The sequence below is a fragment of the Xanthomonas sp. MLO165 genome, assembly GCF_018831305.1.
Taxonomy (GTDB): Bacteria; Pseudomonadota; Gammaproteobacteria; order Xanthomonadales; family Xanthomonadaceae; genus Xanthomonas; species Xanthomonas arboricola.
The window spans coordinates 939,052-955,089 of the sequence record NZ_CP029263.1; the positions used below are offsets into that span (position 1 = coordinate 939,052).

Below are 16,038 nucleotides of genomic sequence, written 5' to 3' on the forward strand. Positions count from 1 at the left end.
GCTGCAGGTGGGACTGCAGAGCCGAGCTGCGTCTGCAGTTTTCGGACTTGCCGCAGCGCGACATTCTCAAGCGCGGCATTGCGTGGATTGCACCGGATCAGCTGCCGGCACCCCTGGCGCAGATGCGTGCTAGCCGACGCCGAGCACGGGCATGTCCGGGGCGACCCATACGACGGTAGTAATCGCGCCTTGCACCAGTCCCTGATCCCTGAGCTGCGCAAAGACGGCCGCCGGCGGCCAGCCCGCAGGTGCGTCGGCGAAGGGAAGCTGCAGTGATTGCAGCAGGCCGAGGATTTCGGCAAGTTCTTCAGAGCTCTTGAAGCTCAGACTGATGCGGTCTTGCATCGAAGTGCCACGCGTCAGCAATCGCTGGCGCATGGCACTGTCGCAGATCACATGGACATGTTGATCCAGGACAGCGGAAACATGGTTCATGCGTTGCAGCCGCTGCTCAGATCTCGCTGAGGATATGGCTGCGGCGCTGTTGGTACTCCGCATCCGTGATCAATTGCTGAGACCTCAGCGTGTCCAGCTCCAGCAGTCTGGCTTGAGCGCTCTTTGGCGCTGCTGACCCTGTCGTTGCCACAGTCGATTTGCGCGACGCGCGCTTTGCGACCCAGACGATCAGGCTGATCACGGCAGCGATGCTGCAGAAGAAGAAAAGAACGATGATCCAGTGCCAGATGCTGAAGCCGCCCATGTTGGTTCCTTTTGACGATGGGTGTTACGTAGTGGTTGACCGGTCTTGCTGCCACGCAGGTAAGCCGCAAGCCTTGCCCGAGTATCGCATACGGCAACAGCTGCCATGCCGACGGCAAAGCTGTCCGGCGTGCTGGATTCCATGGTGTCTTGCTCGAGGCGTTGCATCCATGCGATGCATGTCGATGCCGCATGGCACGAACGCAAATTGGTCGCCATGTGGGGCCGCTTGCACGCGGGGCCATCCAGCATCCTGCAAAGAAAACGGGCGCCTTGCGGCGCCCGTTCTGTTCAAGCGGTGACATGCGGGCAATCAACCGCCCGATTGATCAGTAGCGGTAATGATCCGGCTTGTACGGGCCGGCCACGTCCACGCCGAGGTAGTCGGCCTGGTCCTTGGTCAGGGTGGTCAGCTTGACGCCGATCTTTTCCAGGTGCAGACGTGCCACTTCTTCGTCCAGGTGCTTGGGCAGGATGTAGACCTTCTTCTCGTAGCTGTCGCGCTTTTCCCACAGGTCGATCTGCGCCAGGGTCTGGTTGGCGAACGAGTTGGACATCACGAAGCTCGGGTGGCCGGTGGCGCAGCCCAGGTTGACCAGGCGGCCATCGGCCAGCAGGAAGATCGCATTGCCGTTGCCGAACACGTACTTGTCGACCTGCGGCTTGATGTTGATCTTTTCCACGCCCTTGAGTGCGTTCAGCGCATCGACCTGGATCTCGTTGTCGAAGTGGCCGATGTTGCAGACGATGGCCTGGTCCTTCATCGCCTGCAGGTGCTCGACGGTGATGATGTCCTTGTTGCCGGTGGTGGTGACGTAGATGTCGCCGCGGCCGAGGGTGGATTCGATGGTGTTGACCTCGAAGCCTTCCATCGACGCCTGCAGGGCGCAGATCGGGTCGATCTCGGTGACGATCACGCGGGCACCGTAGGCACGCAGCGAGGCGGCACTGCCCTTGCCGACGTCGCCATAGCCGCAGACCACCGCGACCTTGCCGGCCAGCATCACGTCCATCGCGCGCTTGAGGCCATCGGCCAGCGACTCGCGGCAGCCGTACAGGTTGTCGAACTTGCTCTTGGTGACCGAGTCGTTGACGTTGATGGCCGGGATCAGCAGCTTGCCGGCTTCGGCGATCTGGTACAGGCGGTGCACGCCGGTGGTGGTCTCTTCGGAGACACCCTTCCAGTCCTTGACCACGCGGGTCCAGTAACCCGGACGCTCGACGGCCACGCGCTTGAGCAGCGCCTTGATCACGCCTTCCTCGTGCGAGGAGGCCGGCTCGTCGACCCAGGTGCTGCCGTTTTCGAGCTCATAGCCCTTGTGGATCAGCAGGGTGACGTCGCCGCCGTCGTCCACCACCAGCTCCGGGCCGGTCTGGGTGCCGTCGGGCAGGGTGAAGGTCAGCGCGTCCAGGGTGCAATCCCAGTACTCTTCCAGCGTCTCGCCCTTCCAGGCGAACACCGGCGTGCCGGAGGCGGCGATCGCGGCGGCCGCGTGGTCCTGGGTGGAGAAGATGTTGCACGAGGCCCAGCGCACGTTGGCGCCGATGTCCTTGAGCGTTTCGATCAGCACCGCGGTCTGGATGGTCATGTGCAGCGAGCCGGTGATGCGTACATCCTTCAGCGGCTTGGTCTGCGCATGCTTGCGGCGGATCGACATCAGACCCGGCATCTCGTGCTCGGCGATGTCCAGCTCCTTGCGGCCCCAATCGGCCAGGGAGAGGTCGGCGATCTTGTAATCGGCATGTGGGGCGATTTTCGTGACAGCGTTCATGCAATAGCTCCGGTAAGCAGACCAATGTCTGCAATGCGGGGCGCCGTTGAACGATGAATGCTTGTCGAGCCTGGCCGTATTTCCTGCACTTTTCGTGCAGTTGGCGGATCAGTCCGCCATACCGGTCGCAGCGCCCCTCGACGAGAGCGTTGATTATATCGGCAGCACCCCCCTCCGGCATGAATTGGCCGGCTTGAAGTGGCACGCGCCCCAACCAACGGCAGGGGAGCGGGGGGAGCGTGTGGCTGCTATGGTCCGGAGTCGATCGACACTGGGGATGGACAATGCAGGCGACACCCGATGCACGGCACGGCAGGCGGCAGCAGCGATGGGCCCTGGCAGGCGTACTGGCGCTGAGCGCACCACTGGCTGCGGCCGCAGCCGTCGCGCCGGCTGGCCCACCTGCCGCTGCGGCAAGCACTGGCTACCAACTTCCCTCCAAGGCGCTGCAGGCAGTGGTGGATGCCCCGCGCGCGCCGCTGCTACACCTGTCGCCCAAACGCGACCTGGGCGCGATGGTGCAGTTGCCGGCGTTGCCGGACATCGCCGAGGTGGCCCAGCCCGAACTCAAGCTGGCCGGCCTGCGCATCCATCCCAAAACCTTTGCCAGCAGCCGGTTCTCCTTTGCCGACAAGCTGTGGCTGCTGTCGGTGGCCGACGGCAGCGAGCGGCAGATCGCCGGGCTGCCATCACCACTGTCGCTGGCCGCGTTGAGCTGGTCGCCGGATCAGCGCTACCTGGCGTTCCGCCGCGAGGACGCGGCCAGCGGTGCCAACGAGCTGTGGCTGGTGGACGTGGCGGCCGGGCAGGCGCGGCGTCTGGTGGCCGGTTTGAACACCAGCGTCAACGACGATCTGCGCTGGTTGCCCGATGGCAGCGGCCTGCTGCTGCAGCAGCAAGTGGCCGGGCAGGGCGCGCCGCCCACCCGCGATGCGGTGCCGGACGGCCCGGCGATCCAGCAGACCAGCGCCGCTGCCGGCGTGCGCTCGCTGCCGACCTATCAGGACCTGCTGCGCAACGAGGCCGATGCGCGCGTGTTCGAGTATTACGCCACCGGCCAGCCCATCATCGTCAGCGTGAGCGGGCAGGTGCGCCCGATCGCCACGCCCGGCATCTATCTCAATCTGTCGGTGTCGCCGGATGGCCGTTACATCCTGAGCGAACGCAGCGAACGGCCGTTCTCGTATCTGGTGCCGGTGGACAACTTCGCACGCCGTATCGAGGTGCTGGACCTGCAGGGCAAGCTGGTGCGCCAGATCGCCCGGCTGCCATTGGTGGAAGGCCTGCCGACCGGCAACGATGCCGTGCCCACCGGCGTGCGCGACATCGCCTGGCGCGTCGATGCGCCGGCCACGCTGGTCTGGGCCGAGGCGCAGGACGGCGGCGACCCGGCACGCGAGAGCAAGATTCGTGATGCGGTGCTGATGCAGGCTGCGCCATTTACGCGTGCGCCGGTCACGCTGGCGCAACTGGGCAGCCGCTTCGAAGGCATCCAGTGGGGCCGCGGCGATCTGGCCATCCTCAGTGAAAGCTGGTGGAAGACCCGCCGCACCAAGCAGTGGCGCATTGCACCGGACCAGCTGCAGCGCGCGCCCGAACTGCTCTGGGATCGCTCCTCGCAGGACCGCTACAACGATCCCGGCACGCCGGCGACCGTGGCCGATGGCAAGGGCCGCACGCTGCTGCAGACCGGCGCCGATGGCAACAGCCTGTTCCTGCTCGGCAAGGGCGCCTCGCCGGAAGGCGACCGCCCGTTCGTGGATCGCTTCGATCTGCAGAGCAGGCGCGCCACGCGCCTGTTCCATTCGCAGGCGCCGAGCTATTCCGCACCGCTGGCATTGCTGGATGCGCAAGGCACGCAGTTGCTGCTCAGCCGCGAGTCGCCCGAGGAGCCGGCCAACTATGTGGTGCAGGCATTGGGCGATGCAGCGCCTGCGCCGCGGGCGTTGACGCATTTCGCCCATCCGCTGCCGCAGTTACGTGGCGTGCAGAAGGAGCAGATCCGCTACAAGCGCGCCGATGGCGTGGACCTCACCGCCACGCTGCTGCTGCCGCCCGGTTACGACCCCAAGCGCGACGGCCCGCGGCCGCTGCTGATGTGGGCCTATCCGGGCGAGTTCAAGAGTGCCGACACCGCCAGCCAGGTCACCGACTCGCCCTATCGCTTCAACGCGATCAGCTACTGGGGGCCGCAGGCGTTTCTGGCGATCGGCTATGTGGTGCTCAACAACCCGACCATGCCGATCGTCGGCGAAGGCGATGCCGAACCCAACGACACCTATGTGCCGCAACTGGTCGCCGATGCGCAGGCCGCGGTGGACGAAGTGGTGCGGCGCGGGGTCACCGACCGCGAGCACATCGCCATCGGCGGGCACTCCTACGGCGCCTTCATGACCGCCAATTTGCTCGCACACACGCGGCTGTTCAAGGCCGGCATCGCACGCAGCGGTGCCTACAACCGCACGCTCACCCCGTTCGGCTTCCAGGCCGAGGAGCGCAACTACTGGCAGGCGCAATCGGTGTATCAGGCGATGTCGCCGTTCAACTACGCCGACAAGATCAAGGATCCGCTGCTGTTGATCCACGGCCAGGACGACAACAACACCGGCACCTTCCCGATCCAGAGCGAGCGCATGTTCGCCGCGATCAAGGGCCTGGGCGGCAACGCGCGGCTGGTGCTGCTGCCCAACGAATCGCATGCGTATCGCGCGCGGCAGTCGATCCTGCAGATGTTGGCCGAGAGCGAGCAGTGGTTGAAGACCAATCTCGGCGAGCCGATGAAGGAGACCGGCGCGACGCGCACGCGGTGATCGGTGGCGCGCTGGCACCGATAGGAGCGCGCTTGCGCGCGATGCGGCTTTATCGATAACGCCTCGTCGCGCCCGGGTGCGCTCCTACGGCGAATGCGTCCGCCTCGCGTCCCGGGAAGATTCGCTGCGCCGTCCACGCGATTGCCGCGATCACCGGTAGGAGCGCACCCGGGCGCGACGCAGCATGACCAGGACAGCCACCTCGCGTAGCAGCGGACCTGCCCGCGATGGGGCATCACCGGGAAAGCCCCATCGCGCGCCAGCGCGCTCCTACGAGATTCATCGCGACGTGCGCCAGCACACGATGGTTGGTGTTGAAACCGTCGTGCCGGTCGCGATCATCTAATCCTTTTGGGTTAGTCTTCGACGACTTTGCGCTTGAGAGGGTGTGCGTTTCCGATGAACGAGTACCGCAGCAGTCTTGTGTTCGCTACCCCCGATCTTGCCTTGCGCGACGATGTGCGTCGGCTCGGTGCACTGGTCGGTGACCTGCTCGCCGAGCAGGTCTCTGCGGAATTTCTCGATGAGATCGAACGCGTCCGCACCACGGCGATTGCGCGCCGCGAGAGCGATGCCCCGCCGTCGACGCTGAGCGAGCAGCTGGCCGGGCGCGAGCCGCGCGAGGCCGAATCGCTGGTGCGCGCCTTCAGCACCTATTTCCAGGTGGTCAACATCGCCGAGCGCGTGCACCGCATCCGCCGCCGCCGCGAATACCAGCGCAGCGGCACCGACACGCCGCAGCCGGACGGGTTGCACGATGCCTTGCGCAGGCTCAAGGCGCAGGGCGTGACGCTGGACGAACTCAGCGAGTGGTTGCCGCGGATTGACGTGGAGCCGGTGTTCACCGCGCATCCCACCGAAGCGGTGCGCCGCGCGCTGCTGGAAAAAGAGCAGCTGATGGTCGCCAGCCTGGTCGACAACCTGGACGGCATGCGCACGCCCAACGAGCGCGCCACCGACGCGGCGCGCTTCCGCATGGCCTTGACCGCGTCCTGGCAGACCGCCGACTCCTCGCCGGTGCGCCCCACCGTGGAAGACGAGCGCGAGCATGTGGGCTTCTATCTCACCCAGGTGCTGTATCGCGTGGTCCCGGTGATGTATGAAACCCTCGAACACGCCATCGAAGAAACCTACGGTAGCGTGCCGACCCTGCCGCGGCTGCTGCGCTTCGGCACCTGGGTCGGCGGCGACATGGACGGCAACCCCAACGTGGATGCCGTCACCATCGCCGGCACGCTGGATGCGCAACGGCGTGCGGTGCTGGACCGTTATCAGAAGGAACTCTGGCAACTGGCCAGCCTGCTCAGCCAGTCGACCACGCTGGTGGCGGTGAGCCCGGCGTTGAGCGAGCAACTGCAGCGCTACCGCGCGCTGTTGCCGGAGGACGCCGCACGCTCGCGTCCGCGCCACGGCGACATGCCGTACCGGCTGCTCAACGATCTGATGCGCGCGCGCCTGCAGGCCACGCTGGACGATGCCGAGGGTGCCTACACCAGCCCGTCCGAGCTGGAACACGACCTGCAATTGATCCTGGACAGCCTGCAGGCCAACAAGGGCCTGCACGCCGGTTGGTTCGCGGTGCGCCGCCTGTTGTGGCGCGTGCGCACCTTCGGTTTCCATCTGGCGCGGCTGGATGTGCGCCAGGAATCGAGCGTGCATGCGCGTGCGGTGGCCGATGCACTCGGCCAGGCGGATTGGGACGAACAGGATGCCAGGCAGCGCGCTGCATTGCTCGGTCCGTATGCAGCCGGCGAGCAGGCATTGCCGCGCGTGGATGACGAAGGCAATGCGCGGCTGGACGCGGTGTTTGCCGCGCTTGCCGATGCGCGCAGCCGCCACGGCGCCGATGCGCTGGGCAGCTACATCATCTCGATGGCGCACAACCGCGCCGACGTGCTCACCGTGCTGGCGCTGGCGCGCCGTGGCGGCCTGGTCGACGACACCGGCGCAGTGCCGCTGGATATCGTGCCGCTGTTCGAAACCGTGGACGATCTGCGCGGCGGTACCGGCACCGTGCAGGATCTGCTGGCCGACCCGGTCTACCGCCAGCATCTGGCCGCGCGCGGCGATACGCAGATGGTGATGCTCGGGTATTCGGACAGCGGCAAGGACGGCGGCATCACCGCCTCGCGCTGGGGGCTGCAGCGCGCGCAGGTGGAACTGCTCGAAGCCGCCGCCGAGCTGGGCGTGCGGCTGACCTTCTTCCACGGCCGTGGCGGCTCGATCGCACGTGGCGGCGGCAAGACCAGCCGCGCGCTGGATGCCGCACCGCGCGGCAGTGTCGATGGCCGGCTGCGTGTGACCGAGCAGGGCGAGGTGATCCATCGCAAGTACGGCATCCGTGCCCTGGCGCTGCGCTCGCTGGAACAGATGACCGGCGCGGTGCTGCTGTCCAGCCTGCGCCCGCGTGCGCCCGAGCCGCGCGAGGATCGCTGGCGGCCGGTGATGGACCTGGTCGCCGAACGCAGCACCGTGGCGTATCGCGCCTTCGTCGGCGCGCCGGATTTCATGCAGTACTTCCGCCGCGCCACGCCGATCGACGTGATCGAACGCATGACGCTGGGCTCGCGCCCGTCGCGCCGGCTCGGCCAGGACGCGGCCTTGTCCAACCTGCGCGCGATTCCGTGGGTGTTCGCCTGGAGCCAGGCGCGTGCGGTGATCCCGGGCTGGTACGGCGTGGGCAGCGGCCTGCAGGCGGCAGTGGATGCCGGGCACGAAGACACCTTGCGCGAGATGGCGCAGGACTGGCCGTTCTTCCGCACCTTCCTCGACGACGTGGCGATGGTGCTGTCCAAGGGCGATCTCACCATCGCCGAGCTGTTCTCGCGGCTGTCGGGGGAACTGCACGAGCGGTTCTTCCCGGGCATCGGCGCCGAGCTGGCGCTGACCAAGGGCTGGGTGAAGGCGTTGACCGGCCAGCAGTCGCTGCTGCAGCACGACCCGCGGCTGGCCTTGTCGATCCGTCTGCGCAACCCCTACATCGACCCGATCAGCGTGCTGCAGGTGGACCTGCTGCAACGCTGGCGTGCCACCGATGGCGAGGACGACGAACTGCTGCGCGCGCTGGTCGCTTGCGTCAACGGCGTCTCGCAAGGCGTGCAGAACACCGGCTGATCCGGTTCGCTGATTGGACCGTCGGATTTGATGGTCCAATCCGATCCGACCGTTGGTCGGAGAGGGCGCGGAATCGACAAGCGGGCTCTGGCGTAACCGGACAAATCTGTCCGATAATGCCGCGATGACGACTTCCCGCCCTGATGCCGCGCTGCGCCGCCGGCAGATACTCGATGCCGCCGACGAAGTGTTCAGCGAACACGGCGTCAATGCCCCGCTGGAACTGGTGGTCGAGCGTGCCGGCCTTGGCCGCGCCACGCTGTACCGCAATTTCCCCGACCGGCTCGCGCTGATGACCGCGCTGATGACCCGCGGCCTGGACGGCCTGGAGCGGCTGGCCGCCGATCTGGCCGAGCGCCCGGACGGACTGGCCGTGCTGCTGCACGACGTGGCCGAGCACATCGCCCAGTCCGCGCCGCTGGTGGATTTCTGGCGGTCCATCGAACGCGCGCACCCGGCGGTGGAAACCGCCGACCGGCGTGTGGTGCGCATCTTCCTGCCATTCGTGCATCGCGCCCGCGACGCCGGCCTGTGCCGTGCCGATGTCGACGACGAACAGCTGCTGCTGGTGATCGACATGCTGGGCAGCTGCCTGCGCGGCAATGACGAGTCCGAACGCAAACGCCTCGCCCATCGTTCGGCTGATCTGTTGATGCACGCATTGGGCATGCAGGTGCCGGAAGGCGGCACCCGATGAAATCGGCCACGCGGTCGCGCATCGGGCGCTGGGCGTTGCGGGTGGCGCTGGTGCTGGCCGCGCTCTGGGGCGGGCTGGCGATCTATTTCGCACTGACCGGCAATGCGTTCGTGCGCGCGGCGTGGGTGGGCTCGTGGTGCGCGATGGCAATCGCGGCGTTGTGGGGCCTGCGCCGTGGCCGCGAGAACTGGGCCTTGGTGGGCATCTTCAGTGCGGCGTTTGCGGTGCTGGCGGTGTCGTGGTGGATGATGCAGCCCAGCCAGGACCGCGACTGGGCCGACGATGTCGCCCAGCGCCTGCAGCCCGAGGTGCACGGCAACATCGTCACGCTGCACAACGTGCGCAATTTCGACTGGCATAGCGAAACCGACTACCAGCCGCGCTGGGAAACCCGCCAGTACGATCTGGACCGTCTGGTCAGCGCCGATCTGGCGCTGTCGTACTGGATGGGCCCGGCCATCGCGCACACCCTGGTGTCGTTCGGTTTCGACGACGGCTCGCACGTGGTGTTCTCGCTGGAAATCCGCAAGGAGCGCGACGAGTCGTTCTCGGCATTGGGCGGGTTTTTCCGCAGTTTCGAAGAGACCCTGGTAGCCGCCGACGAGCGCGACATCCTGCGCGTGCGCACCAATGTGCGCGGCGAGGACATGTATCTGTATCGGCTGGCGATTCCCAAGGCCGGGCTGCGCCGCATGTTCATGGGCTACGTGGGCCTGGCCAACGACTTGAATCGCGCGCCGGCGTTCTACAACACGCTCACCAGCAACTGCACCACGATCGTGTTTGCGTTGGCGCGGCAATTGCAGCCCACATTGCCGCTGGATCATCGCCTGTTGCTGTCCGGCTACGCCGACGCATACGCCTACGATCACGATGGGCTGATGCCCGGCTACGACTTCGCCACACTGAAGCAGCGCGGGCATTTCACCGCACGTGCGATCGCCGCAGACAGGGCGGCCGATTTTTCCGAGCGCATCCGCGCCGGCATGCCGCAGGCACCGGCGCCTGGGGCCACCGCGAGCGCACCCCGGTGACGCCGCGCCTACGTGGATGTCGTACCGCCGCGGTGCTGGCGGGCATGCTGGCGAGCCTGTGGCTGAGCGGCTGCGCCATGGTCACGGTGCAATCGCACAGCAGCGGCGACTTCATCGCGCGCACGCGTGGCGATGTGCTCAGCACTGGCGCGTTGAGCCAGGCCAGCGGCGAGACGGTGCAGGTGGCCGGTCTGCAACCCAAGGCCTGCCGCAGCGACCCGCTGCCCTGCCTGCAGCAACTCGCCACCGTCGCAGGCATCGGCGATGAGCGCCGGCTGGCAACGCAGGCCGAGCTATGGACCGCGCATGCGATTGCGCTGGGCGGGCGCGACCCGACAACCATGAGCGATGCCGCAGTCGACGCCTGGTTGGAGGCCGCGCGGCATGCGTACGCGTATCTGTTTTTCACCGATCGGGCGCCCAGTGCGCGTGCGTTCGAAAATCGCCAGACGCAGGTGCGCGACTACTACAACTACGCCGTGCAGCAGGTGATCGAACGCCTGTTCGCACGCGCGCAGCAGACCGGCCAGAGCGAGCGCGAACCGACCAGCATAGGCCGCTGGCAGGTCGGTATCGACATGTCTGCGTATCGGTTGCCGGGCGGCGGCAACACGCCGCGCGCGATCTTTGCCGCCTCGGCATTGCGCTTCGATGGGCTGCGCAGCACGTATCGACGCGACGGCTTCGGCGCCGAACTGGTGGCCGAGGTGGACCCGCAGGTGGTCGGCGACCCTGCCGGACTGGCCTTGCAACAATCTGCTGCCGCTGTCGCGACACCTGAGCGTCCGCTGCCTACCTTCAGCGAGATGCCGTATGCACCGGCCACGCTGCTGCTGCGCTTCGAGGGCGATACGCTGGATGCGGTGCTGCGCGGTCGTGCCGTCACCGTGGTGCCTTACGACCCGTATCGCCAGAACGAAGTGGTACTGCATGGCCAGCGCGTGCCGCTGGCGGCCAACTTCACCGCCGCGTATGGCCTGTGGCTAGCCAGGTCCGGTTTTGCCGCGCAGTCCCTGCGCTCGATGCTGGGCAGCGCGCGCGGCATCGACCGCCCGCATCTGTATCTGATGCAGCCCTACGACCCGGACCGACGCGTGCTGCTGATGCTGCATGGCCTTGCCAGCAGCCCGGAAGCCTGGGTCAATGTCGCCAACGAAGTGATGGGCGATGAAGCGCTGCGCCAGCGCTACCAGATCTGGCAGGTGTACTACCCCACCAATGCGCCGGTGGCGGTCAACCGCGCCGAAATCCAGGCCCTGGTGGAGCGCAGCCTGCAGCACTTCGATCCGTCCGGCACGGCGATCGCATCGCACGACATGGTGTTGATCGGCCACAGCATGGGCGGGGTGATCGGGCGCCTGCTGGTGTCTTCGTCGGGCGAGCGCCTGTGGAATTCGCTGCTGGAAGACTACCGGCTGGACGGCGAGCGCGGCGCACGCATCCGCGCGAAGTTGTCGCCGTTGCTGCATTTTTCGCCAATGCCGCAGGTCGACCGCGCCATCTTCATCGCCGCGCCGCATCGCGGCACGCCCTTGGCCGAAGGTGGTCTCGGGCGCTTTGTCGGCCGCCTGGTGCGTTTGCCGATCGCCTTGCTGGATCGCTTCGGCGATGTGTTTCAGGACCTGGCCAGCAGCGAGCGTGGCGGCCAGGGCGACGACCCGCGACGCAAGCGGCGCCTGCTGCCGCCGACCAGCATCGACAACCTGCGCGATACCGACCCGTTCGTGCGCGCCAGCATGGACCTGCCGATCTCCCCGCAGGTGCATTACCACACCATCGTCGGACGCGAAAAACCGCAGGTGCCGCTGGCCGATTCCGACGATGGCCTGGTGCCGTATCGCAGCGCGCATCTGGACGGTGCCGAGTCGGAGCTGGTGGTGACCTCCTGGCATAGCGTGCAGGAAACCCCGCAGGCGATTCTGGAGATTCGCCGCATCCTGCACGAGCAGCTGCAAGCCGAAGCGGCAGACACAAACCAGGCGCAGGCCGCGCGTCCGGCTGCGACGCCGGCGACGTTCTGAGTGCGCTGCACCCTCGCTGGAAGGTGTGGCTACTAGTCACGCACCGCGGGGTGTGGAGTTTGTCCGCTGCCAATGCGCACCATTGTCCGGTACGCGTCCCGGCGTTGCGATCGCTCACGCCTGGGCCGGCAAACCTGGGCAACACGCGGTCATCCGGTGGGTGCGGACGACGCGCAGGAGGCGGAGTGCACGAGCATGCCGATCCTGGCACCGACCGCACTGCCTGACGGTCGCGCAGTCGTTGCGTTGGCCGCGTTTAGCGCGTTGTTTACCTGGCCCGTGCTATCAGGCGGTTCTCGAACACGCTCGAACCAGGGAAGACGCAATGCGCAAGACGCTGTCGGCAGTGATCTGGGTGCCCTTGCTGCTGGCCGGTTGCGGCCGCGGCGAAGGTCAACGCGAGGCCGCCGACCCTGCGGGCGCCACGCCGCCGGCAGCGCAGACTGCAGCGCCTCCGTCCGCATCACCACCGGTCGCCGATGAAGCGGTGCCCGAGTTCCCGGCCATCCCGTCGATCGTGGTGCCGGAGATTGCCGGCGTGACCCCGGCGCAGCGCGCACTGGAAGCCTCGCTGCAGGACATTCTCGACCCGATCGAAGGTGTCAGCGTGACGCCGGCACGCTGCGGTGATGGCGGCAGCCTGATCAACGACGCCGGCATCACCAGTGTCGATGCCAACGGCAATCTGCTGCGCAACGGCGACGGCGGGCTGTTCGACCTCAAGGCCGATGGCAGCGGTACCGCCAACTTCGATGGCGGCCTGATCCGCGTCAATGCCGACGGCAGCGGCACCATCAATGCCAGCGGCACCGGTGGCGACGACGCGATCGTCCAGGTCCAGGCCAGCGGTGCCGGTACCTACAACGGCCCGGCCGGCCTGATCAGTCTGGATGGCAAGGGGGCAGGCACCTGGAACAGCGACAAGAGTGGCTTGGTCGACAACCACGGCGATGGCAGCGGTACCTGGAACGGCCCGCGCGGTCTGATCACCATCAACGCCGACGGCTCGGGAACCTGGAACGGCCCGGACGGACTGGTGCAGAACCGCGGCAATGGCACCGGCACCGTCGGTACCCCGCCGCGCGAAGTGCGCATGCCGCCGCTGCCGAAGGTGCCGCCGGCCGGGCGCTTCCCGCTGCTGCAGAAGTTCGCACTTCCCGGCGCACCGTGCGGCTATCTGATCACCTTGAACGAGCGCATCCTGTTCGACTTCGACAAGGCCGAGATCCGCCCCGACGCCGCGCGCGTGCTCGACGTGCTGGCGGCCGCACTCGGCAAGGTCAGCGCCAAGGACATGGAGGTTCGCGGGCATACCGATGCTAAGGGCAGCGATGCCTATAACCAGGCGCTGTCCGAGCGCCGCGCCGAGGCGGTGCTGGCCGCATTACGCACCCGCGGTGCCGCGCAGTCGGCCGGCGCAAAAGGCTATGGCGAATCGCAACCGGTGGCACCCAATACGCTGGATGGGCAGGACAACCCCGGCGGGCGACAACTCAACCGACGCGTGGAAATCTTCCTGCGCACCTGAGTGGGCCGATCTGCGTGGCATCACTCGCATGCAGGCGCAGGAGCACGACGGTCCCGGATAGCTGGCGCGCCGCGCAGGCGGTCCGGGCAGGTGTGTCGATGGACGGATGCCGGCCCATCTCATGTCGGTGCGCCGCTGCCTCGTGCAGTGCGTCCTGACGGTCGGTGCGCGGGGGATCTGCTCAAAGCGGCGCACCATGCGGTGAGTTGCAGGTGTACAAAACTGATGCCGCGCTTCGAGCGGCCAACACATCGACTGCGCCGCCGGCATGCGGGGCGGCCGTGCTCGGAAGCATCACGGACCACTCGTACATTTCGATTCTGGGCGCGCGTCCGCACCTACCTGACGACCGTCAGCGTTCTTGTGTTGGCCGCTCTGGTACCGCAACCGTGCGACCGCTTCCGGGCATTTATCGCCGCGTGGTGGCTACCCGGACATGTTGGATAAGTTCCGCCAGGTGTCGTCTGCCTTGCACATTGGCCCGGTAAATTCCGCGATGAACAACGGGATGACTGACAGGTATGGGTTCCAGGCAAGCGAAGAAAATGGGGCAGGGCGGTGAACAGACGCCCGCAGGCGATGACGGCAGCGACGCGATGGGGATCGCGTCGTTGCCGTCGTGCGGGATCAATGCGCCGTTGCACGCAGGCGTCAGGCAACGTTCGACGACAGCACTGCGGCTACGATGGCGGATGCCGGCACTCGCACTCGGCGCGCTGCTGCTGATCGGCTGCACGCCGCGTCCGTCCGGGCCGTCCGCAATCGCGCAGACCGCACAACTGGAACGCGTGGTGGCTGTCTTCCGGCACGGCGTGCGCGCACCGCTGCAGGGCGAAGCCGCCGCAGCGCACTATGCCGATGCGCCGTGGCCGCAATGGTCCACACCGGCCAGCCTGCTGACGCCACACGGGCGCATCGGCGTGCAGTTGAGCGGCGACTATCTGCGCCAGTGGCTGGCGCAGCAGGGCGTGCTGCGGAGTAGCGGGTGCCCGGCAGCAGGCAGCGTCTCGGTCTGGGCCAATACCGATCAGCGCACCATCGACAGCGGCGCCTTGCTGGCCGAGGCGCTGGCACCGGGCTGCGGGATCGTCGCCGGACATCGCCCGGCCGGCAGCAACGATCCGTTGTTCCGCCCGATCGAAGCCGGCGCGGTGCCGTTCGATGGCACGGCGGCGGTTGCGGCGATCGAAAGGCAAACCGGTGGCCCCGCCGCATTGCTGCGAGGGCACGCAGCCGAGTTGCAGGCAATGCAGCAGATCCTGGGTTGCACGCGCACCCCCTGCGACTTCGCGCAGATGCCGTCCACGCTGGCACCGTCGGCCAACGGGCGCGGCCTGGCCCTGGGTGGGCCGATTGACCTGACCTCCGGCACCGGCGAGGTGTTGCTGCTGCAATACGCCGAAGGCCTGCCGCTATCGCAGGTCGGCTGGGGCCGCGCCACACCCGAGCGGCTGGCGCAGGTCTCGCGCCTGCACGCCTTGTTGTTCGACATCTACGCGCGCCCGCATTACATGGCCTCACGTTCGGGCGCACCGCTGGCGCGCGAAGTGCTGCAGCGCTTCGGCGATATGCAGGCGCCAAAGGTCTCGGTCTTCGTTGGCAGCGATACGCATATCGCTGCCTTGAGCGGTTTGCTGGGCGTGCACTTTCATCTCCCCGGCTACGGCGCCGACGATCCGCCGCCGGGCGGCGCGTTGCTGCTGGAGCTATGGCGCGAACCGAATGGGCAGCAGGTGGTGCGTGCGCGCTATCTTGCGCAATCGCTGGATCAACTGCGGACGCTGGCGCCATTGGATCTAGCGCACCCGCCGTTGCAGCAGGAACTGGCCTTGGGTCTATGCACGGGCGAGCAACGCATGGCGTGCCCGTTGAAGGCGTTCGCTCAGGCGTTGGAGCAACAGTTGCAACGTGAGCCTTGAACGCAATGCCGGGGCTGCGATGTGCAGGCACCTTCAGCTCATCGAAGCATCCGCATGGAACCGATGGAACAAGATCCAGGCCACGACCAGCCAACCGAAGGCCGCTTTTCTCTCAGTTGCCGACGATGATCGGTGGTGCTTGCGCGCGTACCGGTGTGGGACCTTGAGCGGCATGGACGCCGCGCCAGAGCCTACATGGACGTACTTGCGGCGTGTCCCACACCGGTACGCGTGCAAGCGCCCGCAGTAGACCGAAGCAGTCGCATGAAAACGCCAGATGTCGTGCGCAAGATCGATCGATGTGCGGAGTCGGTCGGCAGCGCGGCGGCGCACCCGGCGTCGGGACACGCCGTGAATCCGTCCATGGAGGGTCGGTGGCGGCATCCATGCCGCCACACAGTCCCGCCCCCGGACGCTACACCACGTTCTCAGCGTTGCTGCTGC

10 protein-coding genes and 1 riboswitch are annotated in these 16,038 nt (G+C 67.0%); of the genes, 7 read left to right on the forward strand and 3 right to left on the reverse strand.

The window, feature by feature from the left end:
• Positions 1 to 129 precede the first annotated feature (129 nt).
• The 3 genes from DGN21_RS03960 to ahcY form a co-directional block, all read right to left on the reverse strand.
• On the reverse strand, positions 130 to 435 hold the full coding sequence (locus DGN21_RS03960; protein ID WP_126965306.1) for a hypothetical protein: 306 nt from the start codon (positions 433 to 435) through the stop codon (positions 130 to 132).
• A gap of 16 nt (positions 436 to 451) precedes the next feature.
• A complete protein-coding gene (locus DGN21_RS03965) occupies positions 452 to 700 on the reverse strand; it encodes an SHOCT domain-containing protein (protein ID WP_065032054.1) in 249 nt (82 codons plus the stop codon).
• A gap of 328 nt (positions 701 to 1,028) precedes the next feature.
• Positions 1,029 to 2,471, reverse strand: coding sequence for an adenosylhomocysteinase (gene ahcY / locus DGN21_RS03970; RefSeq protein WP_024938318.1), 1,443 nt, complete (start codon positions 2,469 to 2,471; stop codon positions 1,029 to 1,031).
• A gap of 31 nt (positions 2,472 to 2,502) precedes the next feature.
• A riboswitch (S-adenosyl-L-homocysteine riboswitch) is annotated at positions 2,503 to 2,616 on the reverse strand.
• Positions 2,617 to 2,755: 139 nt separating this feature from the next.
• Here ahcY and DGN21_RS03975 point away from each other — a divergent pair.
• From DGN21_RS03975 to DGN21_RS04005, 7 genes are all read left to right on the forward strand, one after another.
• Positions 2,756 to 5,281 (forward strand): prolyl oligopeptidase family serine peptidase, encoded by a 2,526-nt coding sequence (locus DGN21_RS03975; protein ID WP_126965307.1) that lies wholly within the window; start codon positions 2,756 to 2,758, stop codon positions 5,279 to 5,281.
• A 399-nt stretch (positions 5,282 to 5,680) separates the two neighbouring features.
• Positions 5,681 to 8,395 (forward strand): phosphoenolpyruvate carboxylase, encoded by a 2,715-nt coding sequence (gene ppc, locus DGN21_RS03980; protein WP_126965308.1) that lies wholly within the window; start codon positions 5,681 to 5,683, stop codon positions 8,393 to 8,395.
• 124 nt (positions 8,396 to 8,519) lie between these two features.
• Complete coding sequence (locus tag DGN21_RS03985) at positions 8,520 to 9,092, forward strand: TetR/AcrR family transcriptional regulator (RefSeq protein WP_102581988.1); 573 nt, start codon at positions 8,520 to 8,522, stop codon at positions 9,090 to 9,092.
• Positions 9,089 to 10,126, forward strand: a complete 1,038-nt coding sequence (locus tag DGN21_RS03990; RefSeq protein ID WP_126965309.1) for a DUF4105 domain-containing protein — start codon at positions 9,089 to 9,091, stop codon at positions 10,124 to 10,126. The genes DGN21_RS03985 and DGN21_RS03990 overlap by 4 nt, the downstream gene beginning before the upstream one ends.
• Complete coding sequence (locus DGN21_RS03995) at positions 10,123 to 12,147, forward strand: alpha/beta fold hydrolase (RefSeq protein WP_164738853.1); 2,025 nt, start codon at positions 10,123 to 10,125, stop codon at positions 12,145 to 12,147. The genes DGN21_RS03990 and DGN21_RS03995 overlap by 4 nt, the downstream gene beginning before the upstream one ends.
• Before the next feature lie 325 nt (positions 12,148 to 12,472).
• A complete protein-coding gene (locus tag DGN21_RS04000) occupies positions 12,473 to 13,675 on the forward strand; it encodes an OmpA family protein (RefSeq protein ID WP_215825127.1) in 1,203 nt (400 codons plus the stop codon).
• Positions 13,676 to 14,367: 692 nt separating this feature from the next.
• The gene (locus DGN21_RS04005) at positions 14,368 to 15,594 is read left to right on the forward strand and encodes a histidine-type phosphatase (RefSeq protein WP_164738854.1); all 1,227 of its coding nucleotides are present in this window, start codon (positions 14,368 to 14,370) and stop codon (positions 15,592 to 15,594) included.
• Positions 15,595 to 16,038 lie beyond the last annotated feature (444 nt).

Coding starts and splice junctions, on each gene's coding strand:
- DGN21_RS03960 (WP_126965306.1), bottom strand. CDS start 435: ATGAACCATGTTTCCGCTGTCCTGGATCAACATGTCCATGTGATCTGC.
- DGN21_RS03965 (WP_065032054.1), bottom strand. CDS start 700: ATGGGCGGCTTCAGCATCTGGCACTGGATCATCGTTCTTTTCTTCTTC.
- ahcY (WP_024938318.1), bottom strand. CDS start 2,471: ATGAACGCTGTCACGAAAATCGCCCCACATGCCGATTACAAGATCGCC.
- DGN21_RS03975 (WP_126965307.1), top strand. CDS start 2,756: ATGCAGGCGACACCCGATGCACGGCACGGCAGGCGGCAGCAGCGATGG.
- ppc (WP_126965308.1), top strand. CDS start 5,681: ATGAACGAGTACCGCAGCAGTCTTGTGTTCGCTACCCCCGATCTTGCC.
- DGN21_RS03985 (WP_102581988.1), top strand. CDS start 8,520: ATGACGACTTCCCGCCCTGATGCCGCGCTGCGCCGCCGGCAGATACTC.
- DGN21_RS03990 (WP_126965309.1), top strand. CDS start 9,089: ATGAAATCGGCCACGCGGTCGCGCATCGGGCGCTGGGCGTTGCGGGTG.
- DGN21_RS04000 (WP_215825127.1), top strand. CDS start 12,473: ATGCGCAAGACGCTGTCGGCAGTGATCTGGGTGCCCTTGCTGCTGGCC.
- DGN21_RS04005 (WP_164738854.1), top strand. CDS start 14,368: ATGCCGGCACTCGCACTCGGCGCGCTGCTGCTGATCGGCTGCACGCCG.